A 25,622-nucleotide genomic window follows, 5' to 3' on the forward strand; every position below is an offset into this window, starting at 1 on the left:
GACACAGCGCGACCTTCAGCGTTCGGTGATGCTCGCCGCCCGGTCGAGGTGCAGCACGAGGTCGGCTTCCGGCAGCGCTTCGCGCGCCGCCCGCTCGTCGGCCGGGGCGAGGCCCGACAGCTCGATGCGCAGCGCGCCGAGCCGGCGAAGGCGCACGAGGTCCCGCGCCGGGGTCGCGGCGGTGAGGACGAGGGCGCGCAGCTCCGGCAGCGCGGCCAGCTCGTCGACCTCCGCGACGGAGGGAATGCCGGCCGCGGCGACGGTGTGCACGCCGGCGAGGCGGGTGATGCCGGTCAGATCACGCTGGTCCGCGCCCATGTCGACCACGAGCTCGCCGACGCGCAGGCCCTCGGGCAGCACGTCCAGGCCGTCGACGAGCTTGCGGTGGCGCACCGACAACCGCGGCAGGTAAGTGCCCTCGACCGACGCCAGCGCCTTGATCGCGTCGAGGGTGCCGGCGTGCAGCCGCAGGTCGGTGAGGTGCATGCGCGACAGCGCCGACAGGTCGGTCAGCGCGCTGCCGAACCCGGTGATCCACAGCGAACGCAGCGCGCGGCACGCGACGAGCCCTTCGAGGTCGTGCACGACGTCGTTGGACTTGATCTCGAGGTGGCGCAGGGCGGGCAGCCGGGTGAGCGGGTGCAGCCCGAGGGCCGGGTCGTCGAGCGTCACGTCGCCGACGAGCCGGATGGCCGTGAGCGTGTGCAGGTGGCGCAGCCGGCGCAGCACGTCCCAGCGGTGCACCTCCAGCACGAAGTCGCCGAAGTCCACAGCGGACAGCAGGGTGGCGGCGTACCCCTCGGAGTACTCGTTGTGGCGCCACGCCCGCAGCAGCTCGTCGATCACCGAGCCCCGGTGCGTGCGGCTGAACGCCTGGATCTTCTCGAACGACTCCTCGCCGCCGATCAGCGCGAGCGTGCGGATCACCCGCGCGGCCACCAGATCCGCGTCGGTGCTCGCGTGCCGGGTGATCTCGGCCGGCCCGGGGAGCAGGTCGATCACGAACGAGCCGGCCTTGGCCAGTAGCTCCGCCTGGTCGAACCCGGCCGGCGGGATGAGCCCGCGCACGGCGGCCAGCACGTCGGTGCGCACCTGCTCGGGCTCGATCACGTCGACGTAGCTCATCGCCGCCGCGGCCAGCAGCGACAGCCGGTCGGCCACTTCGCGGTTGCCGCGCTTGCGCGCCCGTTCCAACAGCCGGGCCAGCAGGTCGCCGGCCTCCCGGGCGCGGGCCTGGGCGGCGACCATGAACACGACCTCGTTGAGCGCGTCGTCGTGCGCGTGCTCCACGAGGTAGCCGAGCTCGCCGGACTTCACGAACTCGCCCGCCGCGAGGAAGTCGCGGAACGTGCGGTGCACGAACGCGATCCGCCCGTCGACGTGGTTCTGCCGCAGCACGCCGCTGCGCTCCAGCAGGTGCCGCAGCACCAGGTCGGGCTCGATGCCCTGCGAGCGCAGCCCGGACATGGCGCGGCCGAAGCGCTTGCGCGCGTCTTCGGGGTGTACGAGCAGCTCGGCGTTGCGGACCATCGGCGCGGCGAACCGCTCCAGGAGGATGATCTTCTCCTTGTCCGACATCTTCAGCTCGTCCTCGACCTGCACCCCGCGCCGGGTGTCCCACTCGCCGAGCAGCAGCTTCAGCGCCTTGTCGAGCAGGTCCTTGCGGCTCTGCGGGAGGTACATGTTCTCCCGCCGGTAGAGCGCGCACAGCAGGGAGCACAGCAGCGGGCTCGAGACCAGCCCGCGCACGTCCGGGCGGGTCGCGAGCGCGTCTCCGAGGCGTTGCTCGCAGTCGGCGAGCCAGGAGCGCTGCAGCTCGTCATGCTCCATCGCCCGGGCGGCGCTGAACCAGTTGCCGATGAGCTCCCGCATGCCCCGCCCGCTCAGCGGAAGCAGCTCATACGCGGGGAAGGGCTCGCCGGCGATCGGCCACCCCGGGTCGACGACGGCGGGGCGGGTACTCACGACGTAGCGCGCTTCGGGGTAACCGCGCAACAGGCCTTCGAGCCAGCGGCGCACCTCCTCCCGGCGCGGCCGCAGGACCTCGTCGACGCCGTCGACGAGCACCATCGCGCGGCCGGACCGCAGCAGCTCGCTGACCCACCGGGCGGGTTTCTCGCCGGCCAGCGCAGGGGCCGTGACGCGCACGAGGTCTTCGGGCTGCGGCAGGCCGCGGTCGGCGAACTCACGCAGCGGCACGAAAAACGGCACGACGCCGCGCCAGGGGTCTTCGCTTTCGCCGTCGCCGGTGAACTCGGCGGTGGCCGCCGTGTAGGCCAGCCACTGCAGCAGCGTCGTCTTCCCCGCGCCCGCGCCGCCGACCAGCAGGACCCGGCGTTCGGCGGCCAGCGCGTGGGCGGTGTTGGTGCCCGCGCCGGTCAGCGCCGAGCCCGCGGCCGTCCCGCCCTGGCGGGTGACCGACGGCGCCGCGTAGTACTGCGAGAACGAGTGGCGCACGGGGGCGCGCCCGTGGCCGACCTGGAACAGCTCGAACGTGGCGTAGTCCGTCGCGAGGTAGGACAGGTAGTGCTGCTCGAAGGCTTCGGCGCGGTCGCGGGTGCGCCGGTCCTCCTGGCCCTGCAGGTCGGCGACGGCGCGGCGGATCTTCAGCACGTCGCCGGCCATCCCGGCCTGCACGGCGCGCATCACCTCGTCGACGGCCCGCGCGCGGCGGGCGACGCGCCGGCAGCACTCGTCGATCAGGCGGTGGAACGCCGCGGTGCCGTCGGAACCCAGGGCGGCGGCGTCGAGCGCGGGGCCGCCGGCGGCGCGGACGCGGGCCCGCAGGCGGTCTTCGTCGACGAGGACGGCGGGGTTGGTGCGCACGAGCCCGCCCACGTCGGCGGCGTCGAGGGCGACCGCCACCGCGTCGAGCGCGGCCTGCCAGTCGCCGTCGGGCACGGCCGGGAACTCGACCCGCCGCAGCTCGGCCAGGTCCTCTTCGGCCGCGACCAGCTGCCGGTGGGGATCGCCGAGGGCGCGCGCCCGGCGGCCGGCCGTGAGCTTGTCGGCGCCGCGCTCGACCGCCCACTGGTAGAGCGCGGAGAAGGTGGCACCCAGCGTGGCCACCAGTGCGGAGGAGAGCGGATCTACGACGGACACCCCCAGTGTGCGTTCCGGGTTCAGGTTACCGGCCGGGGCGACCCGCGGCGAGGACGTGAGCCGCACCGCGTGCGGGAATCAATCGAGGCCCGCGTACGCTTCCACGGGCGTGAAGAAGATTGGTTTCCTCTCGTTCGGCCACTGGTCGGACACCCCGCACTCCGAGACCCGGTCGGCGAAGGACTTCCTGCACCAGTCCATCGACCTGGCGGTGGCGGCCGAGGAGCTCGGTGTGGACGGCGCCTACTTCCGCGTGCACCACTTCGCGCGGCAGGCCGGCAGCCCGTTTCCGCTGCTCTCGGCCATCGGCGCCCGCACCTCGAAGATCGAGATCGGCACCGGTGTGATCGACATGCGCTACGAGAACCCGCTGTACATGGCGGAGGACGCCGGCGCGGCCGACCTCATCTCCAGCGGCAGGCTTCAGCTCGGCATCAGCCGGGGATCCCCCGAGCAGGTGATCGACGGCTGGCGCTACTTCGGCTTCGCCCCCGCCGAGGGCGAGACCGACGCGGACATGGCCCGCCAGCACGCCGAGGTCTTCCTGAAGGTCATCGAGGGCGAAGGCTTCGCCCAGCCGAACCCGCGCCCGATGTTCGCCAACCCGCCCGGCCTGCTGCGCGTCGAACCGCACTCGCCCGGCCTGCGCGAGCGCATCTGGTGGGGCTCCGGCTCCAACGCGACCGGCGTGTGGGCCGCGAAGCTCGGCATGAACCTGCAGAGCTCCACCCTCAAGGACGACGAGACGGGCGAGCCCCTGCACGTCCAGCAGCGCAAGCAGATCGAGGCCTACCGCGAGGCGTGGAAGGAGGCCGGCCACGAGCGCGAACCGCGCGTGTCGGTCAGCCGCAGCATCTTCGCCCTCACCAACGACCTCGACCGCGCCTACTTCGGCCGCGACCGCAACTCGCGCGACCAGGTCGGCATGATCGACGAGAACACGCGCGCGATCTTCGGCCGCTCCTACGCGGCCGAGCCCGACGAGCTCGTGCGGCAGCTCAAGGAGGACGAGGCCGTCGAGGCCGCCGACACCCTGCTGCTGACGATCCCGAACCAGCTCGGGGTGGAGTACAACGCCCACGTGCTGGAGAGCATCCTGACGCACGTGGCTCCCGAGCTCGGCTGGCGCTGAGTTCTCCGCGCGGGCTCGGCCGGCCGGCCGAGCCCGCGCTGTCACGTGGTCCTCAGGTTTCGTGCACCACCCGCCCGCCGACGACGGTCATGGTCACGCCCAGGTCCTTGATCGCGCCGGGGTCGGTGGTCAGGGGGTCGGCGTCGAGGACGACGAGGTCGGCGAGTTTGCCGGGGTCGAGCGTGCCGAGGGTGTGCTCGGCGAACTGCGTCTGCGCGCTGCCGAGGGTGTAGAGGTGCAGGGCCTCGCGGGCGGTGATGGCCTGTTCGGGCCCGAGGACGTCGCCCTTGAGGGTCTCGCGGGTGACCATCCAGCCGAGTGACCACAGGGGGCTGGGCGGGACCACCGGGGCGTCGGTGCCGCCGCCGGCGAGCAGGCCCGCGTCGAGGATGTCGCGGATGGGCACGGCGCGGGAGCCGCGTTCGGCGCCCCACCACTTGACCTGGTTGGCGCCGAGCAGCACGGGGTGGTCCTGCACGCTCGCGAGCAGGCCCATGTTCCGCATGTGCGCGAGGTTCGGGCCGCTGGGCAGGAACAGGTGCATCAGGACCCAGCGCAGGTGCGCGAGCGACGTGTCGCGGTGCACGGTGGCGAGAACGTCGACGATGAAGTCCATCGCCGCGTCGCCGACGACGTGGGTCTGCACCTGGAAGCCGTGGCGCGCGGCGCGGCGGTACATCTCGGTCAGCTCGTCCCGGCCGCCGGGCGGAAGCAGCTGCACGCCGTGGTAGTCCGGGCTGGTCTGCTCGCCGGGCACCAGCTGGTACGGGTCGCGCAGGAAGCCGCCTTCGACGCCGCCGTCGGAGAGGTACTTGAGGCCGTCGAAGCGGAGCATGTCGTCGCCGGTGCGCGGCTTGAAGGCCGCCACGGCCGCGTCGACGTCCGCGAGCGCGGCAATCCGCCACAGCAGGTGCGCGCGCGTGGTCATCTCGGCGTCGTGCCACAGACGTGTGTAGATCTCGATCTGCGAAGGGCCCAGCCCCGGCTCGGTGACACCGGTGATGCCCAGCGCGTTGTGCTCGGCCATCTGGTCGCGCAACTGCCGGCGCTGCTGGTCGGCGGACGGCGGGGCCGGCAACACCGGCGTCACGAGCGAACGCGCGCGTTCCAGCAGCACGCCCGTGGGCTCGCCGTTCGCGTCGCGGACGATGACGCCGCCCGTCGGATCGGGGGTGTCACGCGTGATGCCGGCGAGTTCCAGCGCTTTGCTGTTCACGGTGGCGACGTGGCCGCCGCGCGGGATGAACACCGGGTTCTCGGGCGACACCGGGTCGAGCTCGGCCCGCGCGGGCAGCCGGCCTTCGGCGAGCAGGCTCTCGTGCCAGCCCGACCGCGCCTGCACCCACGCGCCGGCTGCGCTCGCGGCGACCCGGGTGCCGATGGCCGCGACGACGTCGGCGATGCTGCGCGCTTCCAGCAGTGACACGTTGGGCCGGTCCAGCGCCGAGGTGAACTGGTGCAGGTGGCTGTCGATCAGCCCCGGTACCACCGCGCGACCTTTGAGGTCCACGGTCCGCGTGTGCCGCCCGCCCAGGCGCCGGATCCGGTCCGACGGGCCGGCCGCGAGCACCCGACCCCCGCGGATCGCGATCGCCTGCGTGGTGCGCCCGTGCAGCGCCGCGGTCACGACGTGTCCATTGTGGAGGATCAGGTCGGCCTCGGCGTCCGCGTGGGTCGCGGCTTCCGCGGGCGTCCCGAGCATCATCGGCGTCACGGCCAGCCCGGCCGCCGCGGCGAACAACGTCCGCCTCGAGACCGCGGAGCTTTCCCGCGGTTCGGAACCACACAGCTGGCACATGCCTTCACCTTCCGGGACGGGAGAACGGACCTAGTGCCCGCTGCAGCACGACGTGCGGGCCGCCGCGACGTAATGCGGGTCGTGCCACCAGAAGGCGGCGTTCGCGGGGTGGTCGGGGACCGGCGCGAGCCGCGGGTTGACCGCGGCCGTGGTCGGGACAGAGGTGAACGGCGCCAGCAGGTCGTCCACCGTGTGCTCGCGGCCGGCCACCAGGGTCCGGCGGACGTCGGCCGCGGCGGTGATGTCGGTGAGCGGGTCGGCGCCGAGGACGACGAGGTCGGCGTAGCAGCCGCGGGCGATGCGGCCCAGGGGTTCGCCCAGGACGTCGCCGGCGATGCTCGTGGCGGTGGTCAGCGCTTCGTACGGGGTGAAGCCGTACTTGACCATCGCGCGCAGGTTCATGTGCGTGCTCACGGCGGTGTGGTCGATGGGGGAGTCGGTGCCGGTGACGACCCGCCCGCCGCCGCGCAGGATCGCGGCGGCCTGGGCGACCTGGCGGCGCAGGTTGTCGAGCAGCGCGGTCTGGTCGGCGGATTTCGCGGCGGTGACGGAGTTCTGCAGCGAGGTGTACTCCCACGCCGGGTACAGCGTGCGCACGCGGCGGTCGGTCACGAGGCTGGTGTCGTCGCGGAACAGGGCGCTGGCCGCGAACAGCGTGGGCGTACGTGCGGCGCCGCGGCGGACGAAGGGCGCCACCACGTCGTCGTAGCCGGAGCCGAGCAGCGACACCGTGCGCGAGTAGCCGAGGCGGTTGGTGGCGCCCATGTGCTCCATCCCGTCGCCGCCGAACGCGAGCGCCGGGTGGTGGTAGTGCGACGTCACGGGCAGCCGTCGCGCGTGGGCCCAGTCGATCACGCGCCGGTGCATCTCGGGGCTGAGCCGGACGTAGGCCTTCATCAGGTCGTAGTCGAGCTTCTCGGCGCGATCGAGCTCGAGCTCCAGCTGGCGCTCGTCGAACGTCGGGCGCATGAAGTTGTAGTAGATGCGCGAACCGTCGATCGCCTCGCCGGTCGCGAAGTACCGCGGCCCGAGGCGCGCGCCGGACTGGATCGACTCGCGTTCCTCCACCATGTGGTACGCCGGGCTGCCGGGGGAGCGGGTCGTGGTGAAACCGAGCGAAAGCCACAGCCGGCCCTGGCGGTCGCCGTAGCCGTAGCCCTGCATCTGGCGGTGGTTGTGCATGTCGATCATGCCGGGCACGACCACGCCGTCGCGCGCGTCGACGACCGTGCCGTCGAGCCCGCTGCCCGCGCGTTCCACGCTCGTGATCCGGCCGCCGTCCACCACGATGTCCACATCGGACCGCAGTGTGCGCGAGGTGCCGTCCCACATCCGGCCGGCGCGCACCACCACGCGGCCGCGGCTGCGGGCGTTGGTCCAGGTCAGGTTCGTCGGCACGGTGCGTGGCTTCCCACCGGACGCCGAGACGAGCCGCAGCCGGCCGTTGCTGAGGTACAGCACCGTGCGCGAGTCGCCGCTCCAGCTCGGCGCGTCGGTGACCTCGTCGGTGATCTGCCGCGGTTTTCCGGCGAAGGTGCCGTCCGCGTGCACGTCCACGACGTAGAGCACGCTGGCCACCACGAACGCCATCCGCCGCCCGTCCGGGGACCACACCGGCCCGTCGTCACCGCGGGTCTGGATCGAGCGGTCCGGCATCGGGTCGACGTAGCGGCCCTCGCCCGTAGCGACGTTCACCAGCAGGATCTTGCTGAGTCCCTCGCGGTAGCGCGCGGAGAACGGCTTCACCGCGGCCAGCGCGATCACCCGGCCGTCGGCCGACCACGTCGGGCGCCCGGGCTCGAACGTCGCCGTGAAGACCTGCCGCACCGCGCCCGACGCGACGTCGACGGTGTGCAGCGCGCCGGTCTGGTCGAGGAACGCGATCTTCGTGCCGTCGGGAGACCAGGTGCCCGACACCGCGGCGAGGTCGGGCAGGTTCGTCAGCTGCCGGTCCTGCCCGGTTTTCAGATCGCGGATCCACAGGTCGAGCGTGCCGCCGCGGTCGGTCGAGTACGCGAGCCGCGTGCCGTCGGGCGACCACGCGGGATCGCTCTTCCACCAGCCGTCGCCGGTCAACGGACGCGGCGGCCGGCCGAGCTCCATCACCTGGATGTCGTTGAGCGCCCGGAACGCGACACTGCGGCCGTCGGGCGAGAGCACCGGGCTGCCGATGCCGAGCACCGGATTCGCCTTGGCCGAGGTGAAGTCACGCGGCCGCGCGTGGACGGGCCCGCCGGCGACCGTGACCGGAGCGGTGAACGGCACGTCCGTCGCCGCGCCGCCGCCGAGGCTGCGGCGCCGCAGCGCGCCGTCGGCGGTGTAGAGGTACTCGTCGGCGCTCAGCCACGAGACGCGGAACGGGAAGACGTCCTCGCCGGTGAACAGCGGTTTCCCGCCCCGTACCAGCTCGGCGGCGCCGACCGCGACCGGTGGCACCCCGCCGGAGAAGCGCGCGTAGACGAGGTCGCGGCCGTCCGGTGTCCACATCGGACTGTGCAGCACGGTGCCCGGCTCGGTGGCGAACGTGCTGCGGGCGCCGCTCGCGACCGTGACGACGTCGATCCTCGTCCCGGCTGCCACGAACGCGAGCTTGCTCCCGTCCGGTGACCATGCCGGCTCGTACTCCTCGTCGGGCGTGTCGGTGACGAGCGTGGCCCGGCCCGACGCGACGTCCAGCACGTGGATCCCGTAGCTGCCCGGCGCGTCGGACGAGTAGGCGATTTTACTGCCGTCCGGCGAAAAAACGGGCTCGCGGTGGTCGAACGGCCCGCTCGTGAGCCGGCGCAGACCGGTGCCGTCGGCCCGGATCGTCCAGAGGTCGAAGCTGCCCTCGCGGTAGGACTGGAACACCAGCGCGGAGCTGTCCGGCGACCACGTCGGCATCGCGATGTCGAACAGATCGCCGGTCAGCCGCCGGGCCGGCCCGCCGCGCGCCGGCATGAGCCACAGGACGCCGAGCAGGTCGAGGGCGACCTGGCGACCGTCCGGGGAGACCTGCGCCGCGATGTTCGTGCCCTGGCGCAGCGCGAGCGGCTGACCCGCGCGGGGCTCGGCCGCCGCCCGTCCGGCGCTCGCGGTGCCGAAGCCCACGGCCCCGACCGCACCTGCCACGCCGGTCAGGAATCCCCGCCTGTTGACCGTCACCGAGTCCCACCTCCACCTCGACGCAAGATCGAACCGGACCCTAGTACCGAAGTTGTGCCGTGAGTGAACCCTCGACCACGGAACGACACGAACAGAGCAGTCGTCTTGCCCGGACGGCCCTGGCGACCGGGCCGTCCGGGGTAGTGCCGGACATCGCGGTGGTCAGATCCCGGCCGCGCCGAACGCCGCGTGGAACTCGGCGAGCAGGTCGCTGTACTCCTCGATGTCGCGCGAGATGTTCGGCAGCGTCAGCACGGCTTCCTCGACACCTGCGGCACCCAGCTCGGCGAGATCGCCGAGGATCTGCTCGATGCTGCCCTGGTACGGCGCGCGATCGGCCGTCTCGACGCGCACGAACTCGCCGCCCAGCGCGATGATCGCGATGCACCGGATCGCCTGCGGGCCGCGGCCGTGCTCCTCGGCCCGCTTGCGCAGGTCGGTCAGCGTCGAGGCGACCTGGGCGGGCGGCACCATGACCGGGAGCCAGCCGTCGGCGCGGCGGGCGATGCGCTCGAGCGGCTTGCGGGACCAGCCGCCGAGGAACACGGGGATCCGCTCGGCGGGTTTGGGGCCGGTTTCGGCCGGCCACAACGTGTAGCGCTCGTTCTCGAAGGACGCCGGGTCCGGGCCCCAGACCGCGTCGGCCACGTCGAGGAACTCCTCCAGGGCGGCGCCGCGCTCATCCATCGGCCGGGGCGCGGTGGCGGCGAACTCGTCCACGGACCAGCCGGTGCCGAGCCCCGCGATCACCCGTCCGCCGCTGATCGCGCCGATCGCCGCCAGCGAGTTCGCGAGCCGGTAGGGCATGTGCAGCGGCGGCAGCAGCACCGACGCGCCGATCCGGACCCGCGAGGTGACGGTCGCGGCCATCGTGATCGCCACGATCGGGTCGAGCACCTTGCGGTAGACGTCGGGCCACGCGCCGTCGCCGTACTCGGTGAGCCGGTGGATCCCCGTCTGATCCTGCGGGTAGAGCACCCGTTCGGCCACCCACACGCTGTCGTAGCCGAGCTCCTCGGCCTCGCGGGCGCCGCGGACCAGGTCGATGCGGGGGTCGAACTTCCAGTTCTGGGGCAGCGTCACGCCGAGCTTCATCCAGGTCTCCTTGCTGACCATCAATCATTGACTGTAAATCAATGATCAGCGTACGCCGAAACTGATTGAGAGCGAAACCATCCGGGAGCTACAGGCGGGCGAGGGCCTTCGCCACGTCGAGGGCGGGGTCCAGCTCGCGCGCGCCGCGCAGGGCGCCGGCGAGCAGGGCGCAGAACGCCTCCACCAGCGCGTCGAGGTCGAACGGGCGGTCGTCCCGCAGCCAATCGGCCGTCAGGCCTTCGGCGCCGTCGGCGAACGAGCGCAGCGCCGTGGCCACGGCGGGCCGATCCGGGTCGAGGCCGAGCAGCCCGGCAAGCACCCGCAGGTTCCGGCCGCGGAGGTCGGCGAACGCCTCGTCCCGGCCGACGGCGAGGACCAGGTTCAACGCCAGGTCGGGGTGCGCGGCGAGGAAGGTGACGAACCCGCGAAAGCGGGCCCGGATCCGCTCGGGCACCGCGGCCGGCTGCTCGGCTTCCTCCGCCTCGCGCAGCTGCTCGTAGACCTCGGCCACCGCGGCGACGTATGCACCCTGCTTGCCCTGGAAATGGTGTGACACCAGCCCGTGGGCCACGCCGGCGGCGCGCGCGATGTCTCCGACGGTCACCTCGGCGTAGGGCCGCCGCGAGAACTCCGCCCGCGCGGCTTCGAGCAGCTTCTGCCGGGTCTGCTCGGCGGCGGCCTGGCGCGCGGTCGGCGGCTTCTCGGGAGTCACGGACCGTCACGGTACTGCAGGCGGCCGGCGGCGGCTTTCGTGGTCACCGCGGGTGCGAGAGAAAATGCGATTCCTTTTCGCGAAAAGAATCGCCGAGAATGGCGAAGATCAGGCTTCGGCGACGGCGAGACCGCTCACGCACAACCCTGCGGTGGCGAATCCGCTCACGACGTGACCGAGAATCCTGCGAAGGCGAAACATGGTCATTTCCTCCCTGTCGATCCCGGCCGGCCATTCGGCCCTTCTCGATCGACGCTAACAGGAAACGCGGGCCACGCCTCGCCCGAAAACGATCTTGCACGCTTTCGTGCCCCCGCCGCCCTTTCCGCTCACGCTCCGTCGTGGGCGAGTGCTTTCGCGGCCGCACCGCGCCGGAGGAGACCCCACGGTTTGAACACCGTCATCACATAGGAGAACAGCAGCAGACTCGGCGCCACGAACACCGGGTACAGCAGATCCGCCGGGCGCGCGGCGGTTTCACCGGCCATCAGCGCCCGGCCGTAATCGGCGGCCGCGTCGATCCCCGGCCGCAGCGCTATCAGGATGAGCACCGCCATCAGCACGTTCACCGCCAGTTTCGCGGCCACCCACCAGTACCGGACCAGGCCGTACTTGCTGCCCAGGCCGAGTACGGCGCCGGTCGCGAGCGTGAGCAGGCATGCGGCGAACATGGGCCACACGGCGAAGAACTCCAGCGCCTGCAACGACGTCGCGGTCACGGCCGGGTCGTCGGCCAGCAGGGCCGTGCACGCGAGGATCCCCAGCGCGAGGTCGAGACCGAACCACGCCGCCCCGGACACGATGTGCCCGACCAGGTACCACTTCCGGGTGCTCGCGCCGAGCCGCCACCCCTGTCCGGTCGCCATGCCGCCTCCTCCGTCGATGGCCCGTGCTGTGCGTCCATCGTCGGGGGAAGGCGGGCGGGCGTCGTCCGTCGAGCTGCGGTACTTCGGCGTACTACTGCGTGCGTACGCGGGTGCTGGTCACCGGTCCGGTGGGCTCACGCCGCCGGTGCCTCGATGTCGTCGTAGACGCGGACCGCGCTCAGCAGCCCGTCCGGGCCGCGGTCGAACACGCACACCCCGGCCTGCGGCGGCACGGCGTGCGGGCCCCAGCGCACGCAGTTGTACTCGAGGACGCAGCGCACGCCGTCGTCGGTGACCACGCACGGTTCCAGGTGGATCCCGCCGGCCGCGAACGTCGTCGTGAAGAACTCGCGCAGCGCGTCGGGACCGGTGTGCTGCGCGTGCGTGCCGATGGGTTCGCGCAGGTAGCCGGTGGGGGAGAAGGTGCCGACGATCGCGTCGGCGTCGCCCGCCGCCAGCGCCGCGAGGTAGTGCCCGACGACGTCGCCGAGCGGGGTGTCGGCCGACGCGAGGATCGGCGGCCGCAGGTGCCGGCGCCCGTCGACCGGCCACTGGCTGCAGTAGGTGCGGAAGACCACGGACCGCTCTTTGGCGGACTCGGCGACCACGGCCACCGGCCAGGCCACCTCCTGCCCGTCGCCGCCGAGCCGCGCCAGCAGCTCGACCACGGCACGCCCGCCGACGCGCGTGGTCGCGATCGTCTCCGCGCGGGCGTGCTGGTCGCGCAGCCAGACCTGGTTCACGTGCACGAAGTGCCGCAGTTCCTTGCGGCTGCGGATCTCCCCGGCCCGGGGGTCGAACACCGCGACCTCACCGGGCCAGATCGTCTCGAGCGTGCGCGCGTCGCCGTCGGTCAGCGCCGCGAAGAACTGCCCGACGGGATCTTCGTGCCCCTGGACACGGGTCTGCTTGCGCGCCAGCTCGGCGGCATTGACGAAGTCCGGGAACCACGGCATCTCGACCCACGCTCCTTCTCCCGAGCGGACACCCGGACCCCACCCTGCCCCGTCCGGCGCCGCGGCGACAGTCCCGGAAGGCTGACTTCACCCGGTGTATAACGCCCTACACGGCACGGCACGAGGCGCCCGTCCGGATCAGAGGCCGGTCAACCGCGTCAGACCGGCGAAGCCGTCTTCGGTGCCGGGCCAGTGGGCGCGGACGGCGTCGATCCCGGCGCGGCGCACGACACTGCGCAGCACGAGGGTGACGACGATGGCGTCGTCCGCGTAGCCGAGCACCGGGATGAAGTCCGGGATCAGGTCGATTGGCAGCGCCAGGTAGACCAGCAGCAGACCCAGCCGCACCCGCACGCCGCGGGGAAGATTGCGGTCGCCGGCCAGGCGGTGGATCAGCCGCAGGACGTCGGGAAGCAGGCGCAGCGCCTCGCGCAGCAGGTCGCCGCGCGGGCGGACCACGGCGAGCACGACCACGAGGGCCAGCCACAACAGCAGCAGCCCACCGGCGAGCCCGATCACCAGGTCCCACCAGAACGAGCCGGTCACCGGCCGGGGCCGAGGTTTGTCGTCACGGCCCGATGCTACGGAAGGGCAGTTCAGGAACGTAGCTGCCGGTTCTTTATTCCGTACTGCGCCATCTTCCGGTAGATCGTCGCGCGGCCCATGCCGAGCTCGGCGGCCGCGCGGACGACGGTGGCGCCGGGCTGGGCGAGGCAGCGCACGATCTCGTCGCGTTCCATCGCCTGCAGGCGGCTGAGCCGGTGGCCCGTCGTCGTGAACACCTCCGGCGGGAGGTGGTGCGTGTCGACGGTGTCGGCGCGGGCGGCGGCCTCGGCGACGACGCGCCGGAGCTGCTTGGCGTTCTCGGGCCAGTCGTGGGTCGCCAGGGCGCGGGCGGCGGCCGGGGTGAACGAGACGGCGCGGCCGCGGGCGCGGTGGGCGAAGTGGTGGGCCAGCGGGAGGATGTCGTCGGGCCGCAGGCGCAGGGGCGGGAGCTCGACGACGGTGTCCACGAAGGACAGCAACGGCTTCGGGATCGCGGCGGAATCCGCCGCGGTCAGGACGAAACCGGCCGGGTGACCGGTGAACCGGGCGGCCAGCTCACCGGCGGCCCAGGCGGGCAGGGCGTCGACGCCGGAGACGATCACGCACGTGTCGGCCTTGCCGACCTCCGGGGCCCACATCGCGAGCCACGCGTCCACGTCGTCGGGCGCGGGCGGTCGCGCGTTGAGCACGCGCTCGCGCGGGTACAGCTCACGGCGGGCCAGCGCGGCCAGCGCCGTCTTCCCGACGCCCGGCTCGCCGACCACGGCGACGGCGCGGCCGCGGCCCATCGTGTCCATCGCCTCCAGCAGCGCGTGCTGCCACGCGGCGGAAAGCTCCGGTGGGTCGATGCGATCGGCGTACACGCGGAAGACCTCGCCGCGCGGGGCGGGGCGCGGGCGCCGGCCCGAGGCCCGCGCGAGCATGAGCGAGGTGGTGTGCCCGGCGGCCGTCTGCGCCAGCGCGAGCAGCAGCCCCGACGACTGTTCGGACCACGTCGTGAGGTTCACGCTGCCGGCCAGCGCGCCCGTGATCGGGTCGAGCACGGGCACGGCGGCGCACGTGTAGCCGCGCAGGCTGGTGCAGTAGTGCTCGCCCGCGCGAACCAGCGACGGCGTGCGGTCGGCCAGCGCGAGGGCGAGGCCGTTGGTGCCGGCGTTGCTCTCCGCGTAGGAGAACCCCGGCGCGAGGTGCACCCGATCCAGTGACCGGGTCATCCCCGGGTCGCCGCACAGCCGGCTGAGCACCAGGCCTTCGCTGTCGGTGAGCATCAGGCTGATGGGTTCGTCGGCCAGCGTCGCGTGGAGGCCGCGCAGCACCTCGTTGCCGCACTCGAACAGCAGCGACCCCGTGTCGACCGTGGCCGTGAACACGGGTTTCACCTCGTCGTCGGGCACCCCGTAACGCGCGCTGCGCTGCCACGACGCCCGAAGCCTCGGCGTGGTGTCGCCGCGGGGCTCGAGCCCGTCACCGCGTGTCATGCCACCTCCCGGGAGACGCCGCACTGCGTCTCGGCCGATTGTGCGTCCGGCTTGGGTAAGGCTAGGAGACCCAGGGTAGCGCCGCCGCACTCTCGTGTCTCAAATCGAGACAGCAAGGCCCACCCCGACCGGCAATGATCGCCCTAAGTTCCGGTCTTGACGTGCCGATGTGGTCACGAATGCGGAGGAAAGCCCATGTACAGCAAGGACGGCGAGAAGTACTTCATCCTCGACGCGCACGTCGCGCTCTGGGACGCGCGGCCGGAGAACCAGCGCAACATCCACGGCAAACAGTTCATCGACTGCTTCTACGACTACCACCGCAACCTCAGCCCCGAGTCCGAGGTGTGGCCGTACGAGGACTACCTCTACTACGGCGGCGAGAAGCTGATGAAGGACCTGTTCACCGACGGGTACGTGGACCACGCCATCTTCCAGCCCGCGGCCCTGCCCGCCTTCTACAACAACAACTTCGGGCAGACCGACGAGGCGTTTGCGCTGGCGCAGAAGCACCCCGACAAGCTCACCTACAACCACTGCTGGGACCCGCGCTACGGCGAGGACGGCCTCAAGCAGCTGCGGGAGGACGCCAAGCGCTTCAACCTCAAGGGCGCCAAGCTGTACACGGCCGAGTGGTTCGGCGACTCGCGCGGCTGGAAGCTCGACGACAAGTGGAGCTACCGCTACCTGGAGGCCGCGCAGGAGCTGGGGATCAAGAACATCCACATCCACAAGGGCCCGACCATCCGGCCCCTGGACCGCGACGCGTTCGACGTCGCCGACGTGGACAAGGTCGCCACCGACTTCACCGACCTCAACTTCGTGATCGAGCACTGCGGCCTGCCCCGGCTGGAGGACTTCTGCTGGATCGCCACGCAGGAGCCCAACGTGCACGCCGGCCTGGCCGTCGCGATGCCGTTCATCCACACGCGACCGCGCTACTTCGCGCAGATCGTCGGCGAGCTGCTCTACTGGCTCGACGAGAACCGCATCCAGTTCTCCAGCGACTACGCGATCTGGACGCCGAAGTGGCTCGTCGAGAAGTTCGTGGACTTCCAGATCCCCGAGGACATGACGGAGTACGCGCCGCTGACCACGGACATCAAGAAGAAGATCCTGGGCCTCAACGCCGCGGCCATGTACGACATCCCGGTGCCCGAGGAGCTTCAGGTGAAGAACCCGCCGGCGGACGCGAAGGCCGAAGCGGCGGCGGTTGCCTGATGCCCGATCTCGAAGAGCTGGCGCGCAGTGCGCTCGACTCGGTCTACGACCCGGAGCTGGACGAACCCATCACCGATCTGGGGTTCGTGCGGTCCGTGGCCGCGACCGGGGACGAGCTCACCGTGCACCTGCGGCTGCCGACCTCGTTCTGCTCGCCCAACTTCGCGTACCTCATGGCTTCGGACGCGAAGGACGTGCTGACCGCCCTGCCGGGCGAGCGGCGCGTGGTCGTGCAGCTCGACGACCACCACGACTCCGACCTGATCAACCGCGGTCTCGCCGCCGACGCCGGGTACCTCGGCACGTTCGGCTCCGAGGCCGAGAAGGACCTCGACGAGCTGCGGCTCACCTTCCGCCGCAAGGCGCACACGGCCGCCATGGAGCGGGCGCTGACGGGCCTGCTGCGCGCGGACAAGGACCTGAAGGAAGAGGACCTGCACGACGTCACGCTCGGCGGCCTGCCCGCGGGCCGCACGACCGACGCGCTGCTGCGGCGGCGGGCGGCGCTCGGCCTGAGCGTCGAACCGGGTGAACCGGTGCTCGTCGACGAACACGGCGAGCCCTACCCGCGCGAGGAAGTGCCGCTGCGGCTGCGGTTCGCCCGGTCGATCCGGATCTCGATCGACGGCAACGCGCACTTCTGCCGCGGCCTGCTCCGCACGCGTTACCCCGGGTCGGAGACCGACCAGACGGCCCGGCCGCACGACCCGTCCGTTTCGGCTGTCGCCGGTGAGGAGGCACGAGCTTCGTGAAGGCTGTCCAGGTCGTCGGGTACGACGAGAAGCTGCGCATGACCGACGTTCCCGAACCCGAGGTGACCGGGCCGCACGACGTGCTCGTGCGCATCGGCGGGGCGGGCGTCTGCCGCACCGACCTCCACATTCTCGAGGGGCAGTGGGCGGAGAAGTCCGGCGTCACGCTGCCTTACACGATCGGGCACGAGAACGCGGGCTGGGTGCAGGCCGTGGGCTCCGCCGTCACGAACGTGGCCGAGGGCGACAAGGTGATCGTGCACCCGCTGATCACGTGCGGGCTGTGCCCGGCGTGCCGGCGCGGCGACGACGTGCACTGCGAGAACAGCCAGTTCCCCGGCATCGACACCGCCGGCGGCTACGCGCAGGTGCTCAAGACGTCGGCGCGCAGCGTGGTCAAGCTCGACGACTCGCTGGAGCCCGCGGACGTCGCGGCGCTGGCCGACGCCGGCCTGACGGCGTACCACGCGGCGGCGAAGGCGTCGCGTCGTCTACACCCGGGTGACAAGTGCGTGGTGATCGGCGCGGGCGGGCTCGGGCACATCGGCATCCAGGTGCTCAAGGCGATGACCGCGGCCGAGCTGATCGTGGTCGACCGCAACGCCGACGCGGTGAAGCTGGCCGAGTCGATCGGCGCGGACCACGGCGTGGTCGCCGACGGCAACCACGTGGCGGCCGTGCAGGAGCTGACCGGCGGCCACGGCGCCGAGGTCGTGGTCGACTTCGTCGGCGAAGGCGGCGCGACGCGCGACGGCGTGGCGATGCTGCGCCGCGCGGGCGACTACCACGTGGTGGGCTACGGCGAGAACATCAACATCCCGACGATCGACGTGATCTCCACCGAGATCAACTTCATCGGGAACCTCGTCGGCTCCTACACCGACCTGTGCGAGCTGATGGTGCTGGCCGCGCAGGACAAGGTGAAGCTGCACACCACGAAGTACTCGCTCGACAACTTCCAGCAGGCCCTCGACGACCTCGACGGCGGCCGCATCCGCGGGCGGGCGATCCTGGTCCCGTGAGCGCGGCCGTCCACAGCGGACGCGCCCGCGGCGGCGCTAGGCTGCTGAGGGCACGAAGGAGGAACAGATGATCTTCATCACCGTGAAGTGGCAGATCAAGCCGGAGTACGCCGACCGGTGGCCGGAGCTCTCGCGGGAGTTCACCGAGGCCACGCGAGCCGAACCGGGCAACAAGTGGTTCGACTGGTCGCGCAGCCTCGACAACCCGAACGAGTACGTCCTCGTGGAGGCCTTCGCCGACGACGCGGCCGCGGCGCACGTCAACGCGGACCATTTCAAGAAGGCGCAGGCCGACTTCCCGCAGTACCTGCAGAAGACCCCGGACATCATCAACACCACCCTCGACCAGGACACCTGGTCGGAGCTGGGCGAGATGAAGGTCGACTGAGGCACGCGCACACGACGACGGCGGTGCACCCCTGATCGAGTGCGCCGCCGTTTTCGTGCGCGGCCGTGGTAGGCAGGACGGGTGCGCGTCTCGGTGCTCGACACCTCCCCGATCGTGGCGGGGTCCACGGCGGCCGAGGCCCTGCGCCGCACCGTGGACCTGGCGCTGCTCGCCGACGGGCTCGGGTACCACCGCTACTGGGTGCCACAGCACCACGGCATTGCGCGGCGTCGCCGGTTCGGCGCCGGCGATGGTCGTGGGCCGGCTCGCGGCCGCGACGAGCCGGATCCGCGTGGGCGCCGGCGGGGTGCTGCTGCCGAACCACCCGCCGATCGTGGTGGCCGAGCAGTTCGGGACGCCGGCGGCATTTCACCCGGGCCGCATCGACCTCGGGCTCGGACGGGCGCTCGGCGGTCCCCGCGCGGCCGCCGACGCGGTACGCAGTGACCGCGAACGTGCGGCGAAAAGCTTTGCGGAGCAAGTGAAAGAGCTGCTGGGCTACTTCGCCGGCGAGGGATCCGTTCGCGCGGTCCCCGCGATCGGCAACACGCCGGAGCTCTGGGTGCTCGGGTCGAGCGTGGCCGGGGCGCGGGTGGCCGGCGGGCTCGGGCTGCCCTACGCATTCGCCCACCACCTCAACGCCCGCGACGCGTTCGAAGCACTGCTCGCGTACCGCGAGATCACCGTGCGCCCGACGCTGCTGAGCGTGGCCGTGATCGCGGCGGACACCGACGAGCGCGCGCAGTGGCTCGCGGGACCCGAGCGGCTGAAGATCTTCAGCCGGCACCACGGCCGCCGGATCCTGTTGCCGGACCCGGAAACGGCCGCCGCGCACCCGTACACCGACGCCGACCGCGCGGAGCTCGAGGCGCGGTGCGGACACCTCGTGGTGGGCTCACCGCCGACCGTGCGGGAGCGACTGCAGGGCCTGGTCGACCGGACGGGCCCGCACGAGCTGATGATCACCACGCCCGGGTACGACCACGCGGACCGGCGGCGCTCGTACGAGCTCGTCGCCGACGTCGTGGACCGCCTGCGGCCGGCGCACCGCGACTGAGTCCACTGTGGTCAGACCGGCCGTCGCCGGTGGGCCGTCTCGGAGGGCAGCTCGCCGTAGCGCGCGCGGTACTCCTGCGCGAACCGGCTCAGGTGCGTGAACCCGCAGGAGTGCGCGATCTCGGCCACCGTCCGGTCGGCGCCGAGCAGTGCCCGGTGCGCCCGGCCGAGCCGGATGTCGCGCAGCACAGCGGTCGGTGTCGTGCCGAGCCGGCGGCGGAAGTGCGCCTGCAGCTGGCGCGGCCCGAGGCCGCTCGCGCGGGCGAGGTCGGCGACGGTCACCGGTTCGGCGTGGTGCTCCTCCAGCCACGCGCGGGCCCGCTCGACCACGTCGGCCGGCTCGTCGGCGGGACCGTCGAGCAGCTCGGCCGACGACGTGTGCGGCAGGCCGAGCAGGACCGCGGTGAGCAGCTGGTCCTCCAGCGCCCGCAGCACGGCCGGCCCGAGCGGCGCGCGGGCGTCGGCGAGGGCGAGGCAGGCGGCGCGCCACGCGGAGTCGAGCAGCGCGGCCGGTCCCGCCGCCGGGGCGTTCGGCGGCAGGAACCGCAGCGCGGTACGCGGCGGGCGGCCCAGCAGGGTGCCGAGGTGCTCCTCGACCCGGGACATCCGCGTGGACAGCACCAGGGCGCCGGCGTGTGGGTCGGGGCGCATGACCGTGTGCGCGTCGCCGGCGAGGGCGAAGCCGGACGTGAGCACTTCGCCGGCGACCTCGGGCGCCGAGACCCACATCGGGCCCAGCGGCACGGTGAGCGCGAACCGGTTGCGGGTGGGGAAGGCGTCCACGGTGACCTGGGCGCCGTAGCGGACCACGACCAGGTTCAGCGCCCCGAGCCCCGCCACGGCGACGGTGCCGTCCGGGCGGCCGCGGCGCGGCTCGATCTCGTGCACGACCGTCACGTCCTGCACGCGATCGCGCAGGTCGGTGAGCCGGGTGGAACGCGGGGACGGCGCGAGCAGCGTGCCGTCTCCGGAGCTCGGCGGGAACCCGGTCACCGGCGGCTCCCCTCTCGCGTCCCGTCAGCCGGCAGGGGCCCGGATTCCGCGGGCCTCGAGGCGCGGCAGCACTTCCTGGGCAAAGTAGCCGAGCTCGCCCGCGTAGTCCACGAAAGACAGCGTCATCCCGGCGAACCCGGCCTCGTGGAACGCGGCGATCCCGTCGGCGACCTCGTCGGGCGTGCCGATCAGCGGGCAGCTGCCGTGACCGGCGGCGAACCGCGCGCGGAAGGTCTCCAGCATCTCCGGCGTGAACGACTGCGCGTGCAGGCCCTGCAGCCGCATGAGGTTGTCGACGGCGGCCCAGTCGGCATGCTCGTCGGCGTAGTAGCGCAGGTACTCCTCGGCTTCGGCGCGCGTCGGGCGGCAGACGACGTGGCCGAGGGTGAACACGCCGACCTGGCGCCCGTGCTCGCGTTCGGCCTCGGCGCGGACGGACCGCACGATCCCGGCGCCGTCCTCCGGCCCGCCGACGATGGTGAACGCGACGTCCGCGTTGCGCGCCGCGAAGCCGCGGCCCTGCTTCGACGAGCCGGCGTTGAGCACCGGCAGCGGCCCGTCGTGCGGCTTCGGCATCCCCTCGACGCCCTCGAGCCTGAAGAACCGGCCTTCGTGGTCGAACCGGCCGTTCTCGGTCCAGATCCGGCGGACGACGTCCCACCACTCCTGCGCCAGCGCGTAGCGGGCGTCGTGCTCGGCCGGCAGGTCCGCGCCCAGCGCGCGGTACTCGGGCTCGTTCCAGCCGGCCACGATGTTGATCCCCGCGCGGCCGGACCCGATGAGGTCGGCGGTGGCGAGCTGCTTGGCGACGACCACGGGGTGGTTGAACGCGGTGTGCACGGTGGTGAACACCGTGATCCGCTTGGTGCGGGCGAGCAGCGCCGCCGCGAGCGTGGTCGGGTCGAGCACACCCTCGTGGAAGTTGGTCTCGCCGCCGTAGCCGATCCAGCGCGCGATGGGCAGCAGGAAGTCGATCCCGACCTCGTCGGCCAGCCCGGCCAGGCGCAGGTTGTCCTCCCAGCTGCCCGACCAGCGCTCGGGGATCTTGGTCACGGCCAGCCCGGACGAGCAGTTGGCCGAGAACAGCCCCAGCTTGAACCCTTTGCCGTCGGCGACGGGTTTGACCATGGCCCCTCCTCGGGGTGTGGTGCCGATGTGGTGTGCGGAAGTCTCATCCCGCCGCCGGCCCGCGGCCATCCGGAACGCGAGGGCGATGGCCGGATCGCGCGGCCTCGCCATAGCGTAGTTGTGACGGTCGGCACAGGTGCTATACGCTCGCGGGCGGTCACCGTGGACCCGTTCGCAGGAGGTACGGAATGTACGTCGCGCTTTTCTGGGGCAAGGTCAAGCCGGAGTGGCAGAACGACGAGTACGCCACGATCGGAGCGCGCATGTTCGAGCGGGCCTGCGCGATGCCGGGATTCGTCGCCCTGCACAAGCTCGCCGTGCCGGACGGGCGGGAGTTGGCCATCGCGTACTTCGAGACCGAAGAGCACATGCGCGCCTGGTACGACGACCCCGAGCACCGGGCCGTGGAAGCGCTGGGCCACCGCGAAATCCTCGACGACTACACGATCGAGATCCTCCAGCTGACCCGCTCGTACACCAAGGCGACGTCGACTTTCGCGGCCACCGCGGAAGATCACCGCGCCGCCGACGAACTCGTGGACGGACTGCGCGCGAAAGCCTAGCCGCGGCCCGCCTCGCGGGACAGCCGCCGGTGGACCCGGCCGAGCTCAAGAGCGTGATCAAGACCGGGTGAAGCACGGGCTGCACTTCGAGCGGGACGAAGTCCACAACGGACGGTGGTGCTGCTCGGCGGCCCTCGGACCCACCCAGGCCGACGAACGGCTCGCCCTCGCGGCGATCTGCCTGACCGAAGCGGACGCCGGGCAGGAAAGACGAATCCATCGTGTGCTTCGGCGAGAGGCGTTCACCACGATCGTCGCGCTCACCACGGGCGGGTGAGGCAGACTCGGGACGCCGCTCGGAGAGGAGTGTCATGAGCGTGACCACGGGAGCCACCGGCGTCGACGGCAGGCTGTTCCGCGAGGCCATGGCGGGCATGTGCGCACCGGTGTCCATCGTGGCGACGCTGCACGACGGGGTGCCGCACGGCACGACGGTCAGCGCGTTCGCGGCGCTGTCGGCCGATCCGCCGCTGGTCAGCGTCGCACTGGACACCGGTTCGCGGCTGCCGGCCCCCGTGCGGCATCCGGGCCGGCTCGGGATCAACGTGCTCACGCGCGAGCACGCCGGCCTCGCCCTGGCCTTCGCGGGCAAGGGCGACGACGAGTTCGCCGGCGTCGGGTGGCCCCTGGAAGACGGGCTGCCCGGCGCGGGCCGGCCGGCCCGCGCCGTGGCCGAGCTCGTGCACGGTGGCGACCACGTCGTCGTGTTCGCGCAGGTCACGTCGGCGGTGCCGCGGCGGGACGAGCCGCTGACCGACCACAACCGGGCGTTCGGAACGCACCTGCCAAAGCAGGTCGCACGGGAGGAGAAGGCGTGAAGGTCGTCATCAGTGCGGAGCTCCGGCCGACGGTGGTCGAAGCCGGGGAGCTGACCTCGCTGTCGGTCGAGCGAGCCGAAGGGGTCACCGAAGCCGGCGTCGACGCGGCGTTGCGCGGGGCCGCAGCCGGCACCGCGGCCGACGGGCACGCGTGGCTGTCGGTGGCGTGGCTGCGGGGTGCAGGGCCGGATGACGATCCACAGTGGACGCAGGCGTTCGGCAAGATGATCGCCTACGCTGCGAGCAAGGGCTGGACCGATCCGCGGCAGGAGTCGGTGCGGGCCCACCTGGCGTGACGAAGGGGAAGCGGATGCCGGACGCGATCGTGATCGGCAGTGGCGTCAACGGCCTGGTCGCGGCGGCCGAGCTGGCCGGCGCCGGCTGGTCGGTGACGCTCGTGGAGCGCAACGACCGGCTCGGCGGGTTCATCGCGAGCGAGGAACGCACGCTGCCGGGCTACGTGCACGACACGTTCTCCTCCTGGCACCCGCTGTTCGTCTCGGGCGGGGCCTACGCGGCGCTGGGGGAGGAGCTGCACCGGCACGGGCTGGTCTACCGCAACGCCGACGGCCCGCTCGTCGCGAGCATCGGCGACAACGGCCACGCCGTGGTCGCGCACCGCGATCCCGAACAGACCGCGGCCGGGTTCGCGCACGCCGAGGACCGCGCGCGGTACCTCAAGGCGTTGCAGGACTTCCTGGACCACGCCGGCCCGGTCGGCGGGCTGATGGGCTCGGAGCTGCGCTCGCCTCTGCTGTTCAAGCACGTCGGCGGGCTCGCCCGTGGCCTCGGCCGCGCGGGCACCGAACGCTGGCTGCGCGACTTCGTGAGCAGCGGCCGTTCGTGGTGCGCGCGGGAGTTCACCGGCTCCGAGGTCGACCACCTGTGGATCCCGTGGCTCCTGCACGCGGGCCTCGCGCCCGACCAGGCTTCGGGCGGTTTCCTCGTGCCCGTGCTGGCCGCCACCATGCACGGGTTCGGCCTGCCCGTGGTCGAGGGCGGGGCCGGGCGGTTCGTCGAGGCGTTCCGGTCGCTGCTCGAAGCCCGGGGCGTGGAGATCCGCACGGGTGCGCCGGTCGAGCGCATCCTCGTCGAGGGCGGACGCGCGGTCGGAGTCGTGGCCGGCGGCGAGACGCTGCGGGCCACGCGGGCGGTCGTCGCGTCGGTGACGCCGACGGCGCTGTACGGCGAGCTGCTGCCGGCCGGGTCCGTGCCCGAGCAGGTCACCGACGAGGCCCGGCGGTTCCGTTACGGCCGCGCGGAGCTGCAGATCCACGTCGCTCTCTCCGCGCCGCTGGACTGGCGTGACGAGCGGCTGCGCGAAATCCCGCTCGTCCACGTCTCCGACGGCTCCGCCAGCACCGGCATCGCCTGCGCCCAGGCGGAAGCCGGCCTGCTGCCGGACCGCCCGACGATCGTGGTCGGCCAGCAGTACCTGCTCGACCCGTCGCGCGTGCCCGCGGGCGCGGGCGCGTTGTGGCTGCAGCTGCAGGAAACGCCGTTCGCCCCGGTCGGCGACGCGGCGGGCGAGCTCGACGTCACCGGCGGCTGGACGCCCCGGCTCGCCACCGCCTACGCCGACCGCGTGCTGGACCGGATCGCGCGGCACGCGCCCGGGCTGCGGGAGAAAGTGCTGGCCGTGGACGTGATCACCCCGCCCGATCTCGAAGCGGCGAACGTCAACGCCGTCGCCGGCGATCCGTACGGCGGCGCCGCCGAAGTCGACCAGAGCTTCCTCTGGCGCCCGCTGCCCAGCGCCGCCCACCACCGCACTCCGGTGCCGGGCCTGTGGCACATCGGCGCGTCGACGCACCCGGGCGCCGGCCTCGGCGGCGGCTCCGGCCACCTCGTCGCCCAGAGCCTCACGAACCCGTCGCGCGCGGAGACGGCGAAGGCCACGCTGACGTCGTGGCTCAGGGGCTCGCGCTCCTGAACAGTGGCCCGTGGCGACGGGTGCGACGGCCGGGAAACCGACCTGGCATCAGCGATCACGGCGGCAGGCGGGGAGGCGGCATGGCGGGCAGTGAACCCTCCGGGACCGCGCCCGCGAAGGCGGTGTTGCGCCGCGCGCGGGCGATCCTGCGGTCGTTCGACGCGAGCTCGTCCGCGCTCGGGATCAGCGAGCTTGCCCGCCGCAGCGGCCTGCCGAAGGCGACGGTGCACCGGCTCGTGCAGGAGCTTGTCGAATGCGAGCTGCTGGAACGCGACGGGCACCGCTACCGCCTCGGCACATGGCTGTACGAACTCGGCCAGCGCGCGCCCGCGCACCGTTCGCTGCGCGTGGTCGCCGCGCCGTTCCTCGACGATCTGGCGCACGTCACGCAGGAGACCGTGCTGCTGGTCGTGCCCGGCCAGGGCGGGATGCTGTTCACCGAGAAGTACGTCGGCAGCCGGGGCCGAGGCCGCGTCGTCACGCAGCTCGACGGCCGCGTTCCCCCGCACTCGGCGGCTTCGGGCAAGGCGATTCTCGCGTTCGGGCCGCCCGAGCGCGTCGACGAACTCTGTGCCACGACCGGTCCCGAAACGCAGCCGCCGCTCGACGAGCCCCGGTTGCGGGCCGAGCTCGCCGAGATCCGCCGCCGCGGCTACGCCGTGTCGCACATCGAGCCGGCTCCGGGCTACGGCGCCATCGCGGCCCCGGTCTGGTCCGACGCGACGGTGGTCGCGGCGCTGAGCATCGTGGCCCCGGGCGACCGGCTGGACATCGGCCGGTTCTCCGCGGCGCTGCGGCTCGCCTGCACCGCCCTGACCCGCAGGCTCCGCGGCGCCCAGGCACAAGCGTTCCGCTGACTGGACCGTTGCCCTTCTGCCCGCCGTGGCGCCGGAGCACCATGGCCGCTCCCCATCGGGAC

The 25,622-nt window shown here is 72.4% G+C and carries 23 protein-coding genes; 12 read left to right on the forward strand and 11 right to left on the reverse strand.

Features of this window, described 5'->3' with window-relative positions:
- Window positions 1–15 precede the first annotated feature (15 nt).
- The gene (locus ACQPXB_RS23455; RefSeq protein ID WP_432855923.1) at window positions 16–3,102 is read right to left on the reverse strand and encodes an NACHT domain-containing protein; all 3,087 of its coding nucleotides are present in this window, start codon (window positions 3,100–3,102) and stop codon (window positions 16–18) included.
- Window positions 3,103–3,211: 109 nt separating this feature from the next.
- Here ACQPXB_RS23455 and ACQPXB_RS23460 point away from each other — a divergent pair, with 109 nt between their 5' ends.
- Window positions 3,212–4,234 (forward strand): LLM class flavin-dependent oxidoreductase, encoded by a 1,023-nt coding sequence (locus tag ACQPXB_RS23460; protein WP_386956090.1) that lies wholly within the window; start codon window positions 3,212–3,214, stop codon window positions 4,232–4,234.
- Window positions 4,235–4,286: 52 nt separating this feature from the next.
- On the opposite strand, the gene ACQPXB_RS23465 is transcribed toward ACQPXB_RS23460, so the two are convergent.
- The 8 genes from ACQPXB_RS23465 to ACQPXB_RS23500 form a co-directional block, all read right to left on the reverse strand.
- A complete protein-coding gene (locus ACQPXB_RS23465; protein ID WP_432855927.1) occupies window positions 4,287–6,032 on the reverse strand; it encodes an amidohydrolase in 1,746 nt (581 codons plus the stop codon).
- 30 nt (window positions 6,033–6,062) lie between these two features.
- Window positions 6,063–9,176 (reverse strand): amidohydrolase family protein, encoded by a 3,114-nt coding sequence (locus tag ACQPXB_RS23470; protein ID WP_432855929.1) that lies wholly within the window; start codon window positions 9,174–9,176, stop codon window positions 6,063–6,065.
- 162 nt (window positions 9,177–9,338) lie between these two features.
- Complete coding sequence (locus tag ACQPXB_RS23475) at window positions 9,339–10,292, reverse strand: TIGR03619 family F420-dependent LLM class oxidoreductase (protein ID WP_432855932.1); 954 nt, start codon at window positions 10,290–10,292, stop codon at window positions 9,339–9,341.
- Between the two features lie 67 nt (window positions 10,293–10,359).
- A complete protein-coding gene (locus ACQPXB_RS23480) occupies window positions 10,360–10,983 on the reverse strand; it encodes a TetR/AcrR family transcriptional regulator (protein WP_432855935.1) in 624 nt (207 codons plus the stop codon).
- Window positions 10,984–11,312: 329 nt separating this feature from the next.
- Entirely contained in the window at window positions 11,313–11,849 is a 537-nt protein-coding gene (locus tag ACQPXB_RS23485) for a hypothetical protein (protein ID WP_432855937.1), read from the reverse strand.
- 134 nt (window positions 11,850–11,983) lie between these two features.
- The gene (locus ACQPXB_RS23490) at window positions 11,984–12,805 is read right to left on the reverse strand and encodes a nuclear transport factor 2 family protein (RefSeq protein ID WP_366587124.1); all 822 of its coding nucleotides are present in this window, start codon (window positions 12,803–12,805) and stop codon (window positions 11,984–11,986) included.
- Window positions 12,806–12,943: 138 nt separating this feature from the next.
- Complete coding sequence (locus ACQPXB_RS23495) at window positions 12,944–13,351, reverse strand: YkvA family protein (protein ID WP_366587122.1); 408 nt, start codon at window positions 13,349–13,351, stop codon at window positions 12,944–12,946.
- Window positions 13,352–13,401: 50 nt separating this feature from the next.
- On the reverse strand, window positions 13,402–14,829 hold the full coding sequence (locus ACQPXB_RS23500) for a helix-turn-helix domain-containing protein (protein WP_366587120.1): 1,428 nt from the start codon (window positions 14,827–14,829) through the stop codon (window positions 13,402–13,404).
- Window positions 14,830–15,024: 195 nt separating this feature from the next.
- Between ACQPXB_RS23500 and ACQPXB_RS23505 the strand changes: the two genes are divergently transcribed.
- From ACQPXB_RS23505 to ACQPXB_RS23525, 5 genes are all read left to right on the forward strand, one after another.
- Window positions 15,025–16,050 (forward strand): amidohydrolase family protein, encoded by a 1,026-nt coding sequence (locus ACQPXB_RS23505; protein ID WP_366587118.1) that lies wholly within the window; start codon window positions 15,025–15,027, stop codon window positions 16,048–16,050.
- Window positions 16,050–16,802, forward strand: coding sequence for an iron-sulfur cluster assembly protein (locus ACQPXB_RS23510; protein WP_366587116.1), 753 nt, complete (start codon window positions 16,050–16,052; stop codon window positions 16,800–16,802). Before ACQPXB_RS23505 ends, ACQPXB_RS23510 begins: the two co-directional genes overlap by 1 nt.
- Window positions 16,799–17,824 carry an NAD(P)-dependent alcohol dehydrogenase gene (locus ACQPXB_RS23515; protein ID WP_366587114.1) on the forward strand — a complete coding sequence of 342 codons (1,026 nt, stop codon included), beginning with the start codon at window positions 16,799–16,801 and terminating at the stop codon, window positions 17,822–17,824. Before ACQPXB_RS23510 ends, ACQPXB_RS23515 begins: the two co-directional genes overlap by 4 nt.
- 67 nt (window positions 17,825–17,891) lie before the next feature.
- Window positions 17,892–18,212, forward strand: coding sequence for a putative quinol monooxygenase (locus ACQPXB_RS23520; RefSeq protein WP_366587111.1), 321 nt, complete (start codon window positions 17,892–17,894; stop codon window positions 18,210–18,212).
- A 220-nt stretch (window positions 18,213–18,432) separates the two neighbouring features.
- The gene (locus ACQPXB_RS23525) at window positions 18,433–19,269 is read left to right on the forward strand and encodes an MsnO8 family LLM class oxidoreductase (protein ID WP_432855943.1); all 837 of its coding nucleotides are present in this window, start codon (window positions 18,433–18,435) and stop codon (window positions 19,267–19,269) included.
- Between the two features lie 11 nt (window positions 19,270–19,280).
- Here ACQPXB_RS23525 and ACQPXB_RS23530 read toward each other — a convergent pair whose 3' ends face one another.
- Together ACQPXB_RS23530 and ACQPXB_RS23535 are read right to left on the reverse strand one after the other, a co-directional pair.
- Complete coding sequence (locus ACQPXB_RS23530; protein WP_432855946.1) at window positions 19,281–20,261, reverse strand: AraC family transcriptional regulator; 981 nt, start codon at window positions 20,259–20,261, stop codon at window positions 19,281–19,283.
- A 24-nt stretch (window positions 20,262–20,285) separates the two neighbouring features.
- Window positions 20,286–21,389 (reverse strand): LLM class flavin-dependent oxidoreductase, encoded by a 1,104-nt coding sequence (locus tag ACQPXB_RS23535; protein ID WP_432855949.1) that lies wholly within the window; start codon window positions 21,387–21,389, stop codon window positions 20,286–20,288.
- A gap of 188 nt (window positions 21,390–21,577) precedes the next feature.
- Here ACQPXB_RS23535 and ACQPXB_RS23540 point away from each other — a divergent pair, with 188 nt between their 5' ends.
- The 6 genes from ACQPXB_RS23540 (at window position 21,578) to ACQPXB_RS23565 (ending at window position 25,560) form a co-directional block, all read left to right on the forward strand.
- Window positions 21,578–21,952 carry an antibiotic biosynthesis monooxygenase family protein gene (locus ACQPXB_RS23540; RefSeq protein WP_432855952.1) on the forward strand — a complete coding sequence of 125 codons (375 nt, stop codon included), beginning with the start codon at window positions 21,578–21,580 and terminating at the stop codon, window positions 21,950–21,952.
- A 67-nt stretch (window positions 21,953–22,019) separates the two neighbouring features.
- Window positions 22,020–22,229, forward strand: coding sequence for a hypothetical protein (locus ACQPXB_RS23545; protein ID WP_432855955.1), 210 nt, complete (start codon window positions 22,020–22,022; stop codon window positions 22,227–22,229).
- 34 nt (window positions 22,230–22,263) lie between these two features.
- Window positions 22,264–22,770 carry a flavin reductase family protein gene (locus tag ACQPXB_RS23550; protein ID WP_432855958.1) on the forward strand — a complete coding sequence of 169 codons (507 nt, stop codon included), beginning with the start codon at window positions 22,264–22,266 and terminating at the stop codon, window positions 22,768–22,770.
- A complete protein-coding gene (locus ACQPXB_RS23555) occupies window positions 22,767–23,066 on the forward strand; it encodes a hypothetical protein (protein ID WP_386945910.1) in 300 nt (99 codons plus the stop codon). The genes ACQPXB_RS23550 and ACQPXB_RS23555 overlap by 4 nt, the downstream gene beginning before the upstream one ends.
- A gap of 14 nt (window positions 23,067–23,080) precedes the next feature.
- On the forward strand, window positions 23,081–24,703 hold the full coding sequence (locus ACQPXB_RS23560) for a phytoene desaturase family protein (RefSeq protein ID WP_432855962.1): 1,623 nt from the start codon (window positions 23,081–23,083) through the stop codon (window positions 24,701–24,703).
- Window positions 24,704–24,783: 80 nt separating this feature from the next.
- Window positions 24,784–25,560, forward strand: a complete 777-nt coding sequence (locus tag ACQPXB_RS23565; protein WP_366587090.1) for an IclR family transcriptional regulator — start codon at window positions 24,784–24,786, stop codon at window positions 25,558–25,560.
- The last annotated feature ends 62 nt before the right edge of the window (window positions 25,561–25,622 follow it).

This window comes from Amycolatopsis sp. CA-161197 (assembly GCF_050942255.1).
GTDB lineage: Bacteria > Actinomycetota > Actinomycetes > Mycobacteriales > Pseudonocardiaceae > Amycolatopsis.

Excerpts from the sequence above, each read along its gene's own strand:
- ACQPXB_RS23500 (WP_366587120.1), bottom strand. The coding sequence starts at position 14,829 with ATGACACGCGGTGACGGGCTCGAGCCCCGCGGCGACACCACGCCGAGG.
- ACQPXB_RS23520 (WP_366587111.1), top strand. The coding sequence starts at position 17,892 with ATGATCTTCATCACCGTGAAGTGGCAGATCAAGCCGGAGTACGCCGAC.
- ACQPXB_RS23475 (WP_432855932.1), bottom strand. The coding sequence starts at position 10,292 with ATGGTCAGCAAGGAGACCTGGATGAAGCTCGGCGTGACGCTGCCCCAG.
- ACQPXB_RS23565 (WP_366587090.1), top strand. The coding sequence starts at position 24,784 with ATGGCGGGCAGTGAACCCTCCGGGACCGCGCCCGCGAAGGCGGTGTTG.
- ACQPXB_RS23505 (WP_366587118.1), top strand. The coding sequence starts at position 15,025 with ATGTACAGCAAGGACGGCGAGAAGTACTTCATCCTCGACGCGCACGTC.
- ACQPXB_RS23550 (WP_432855958.1), top strand. The coding sequence starts at position 22,264 with ATGAGCGTGACCACGGGAGCCACCGGCGTCGACGGCAGGCTGTTCCGC.
- ACQPXB_RS23535 (WP_432855949.1), bottom strand. The coding sequence starts at position 21,389 with ATGGTCAAACCCGTCGCCGACGGCAAAGGGTTCAAGCTGGGGCTGTTC.
- ACQPXB_RS23560 (WP_432855962.1), top strand. The coding sequence starts at position 23,081 with ATGCCGGACGCGATCGTGATCGGCAGTGGCGTCAACGGCCTGGTCGCG.
- ACQPXB_RS23490 (WP_366587124.1), bottom strand. The coding sequence starts at position 12,805 with ATGCCGTGGTTCCCGGACTTCGTCAATGCCGCCGAGCTGGCGCGCAAG.
- ACQPXB_RS23465 (WP_432855927.1), bottom strand. The coding sequence starts at position 6,032 with ATGTGCCAGCTGTGTGGTTCCGAACCGCGGGAAAGCTCCGCGGTCTCG.
- ACQPXB_RS23540 (WP_432855952.1), top strand. The coding sequence starts at position 21,578 with ATGTACGTCGCGCTTTTCTGGGGCAAGGTCAAGCCGGAGTGGCAGAAC.
- ACQPXB_RS23510 (WP_366587116.1), top strand. The coding sequence starts at position 16,050 with ATGCCCGATCTCGAAGAGCTGGCGCGCAGTGCGCTCGACTCGGTCTAC.
- ACQPXB_RS23485 (WP_432855937.1), bottom strand. The coding sequence starts at position 11,849 with ATGGCGACCGGACAGGGGTGGCGGCTCGGCGCGAGCACCCGGAAGTGG.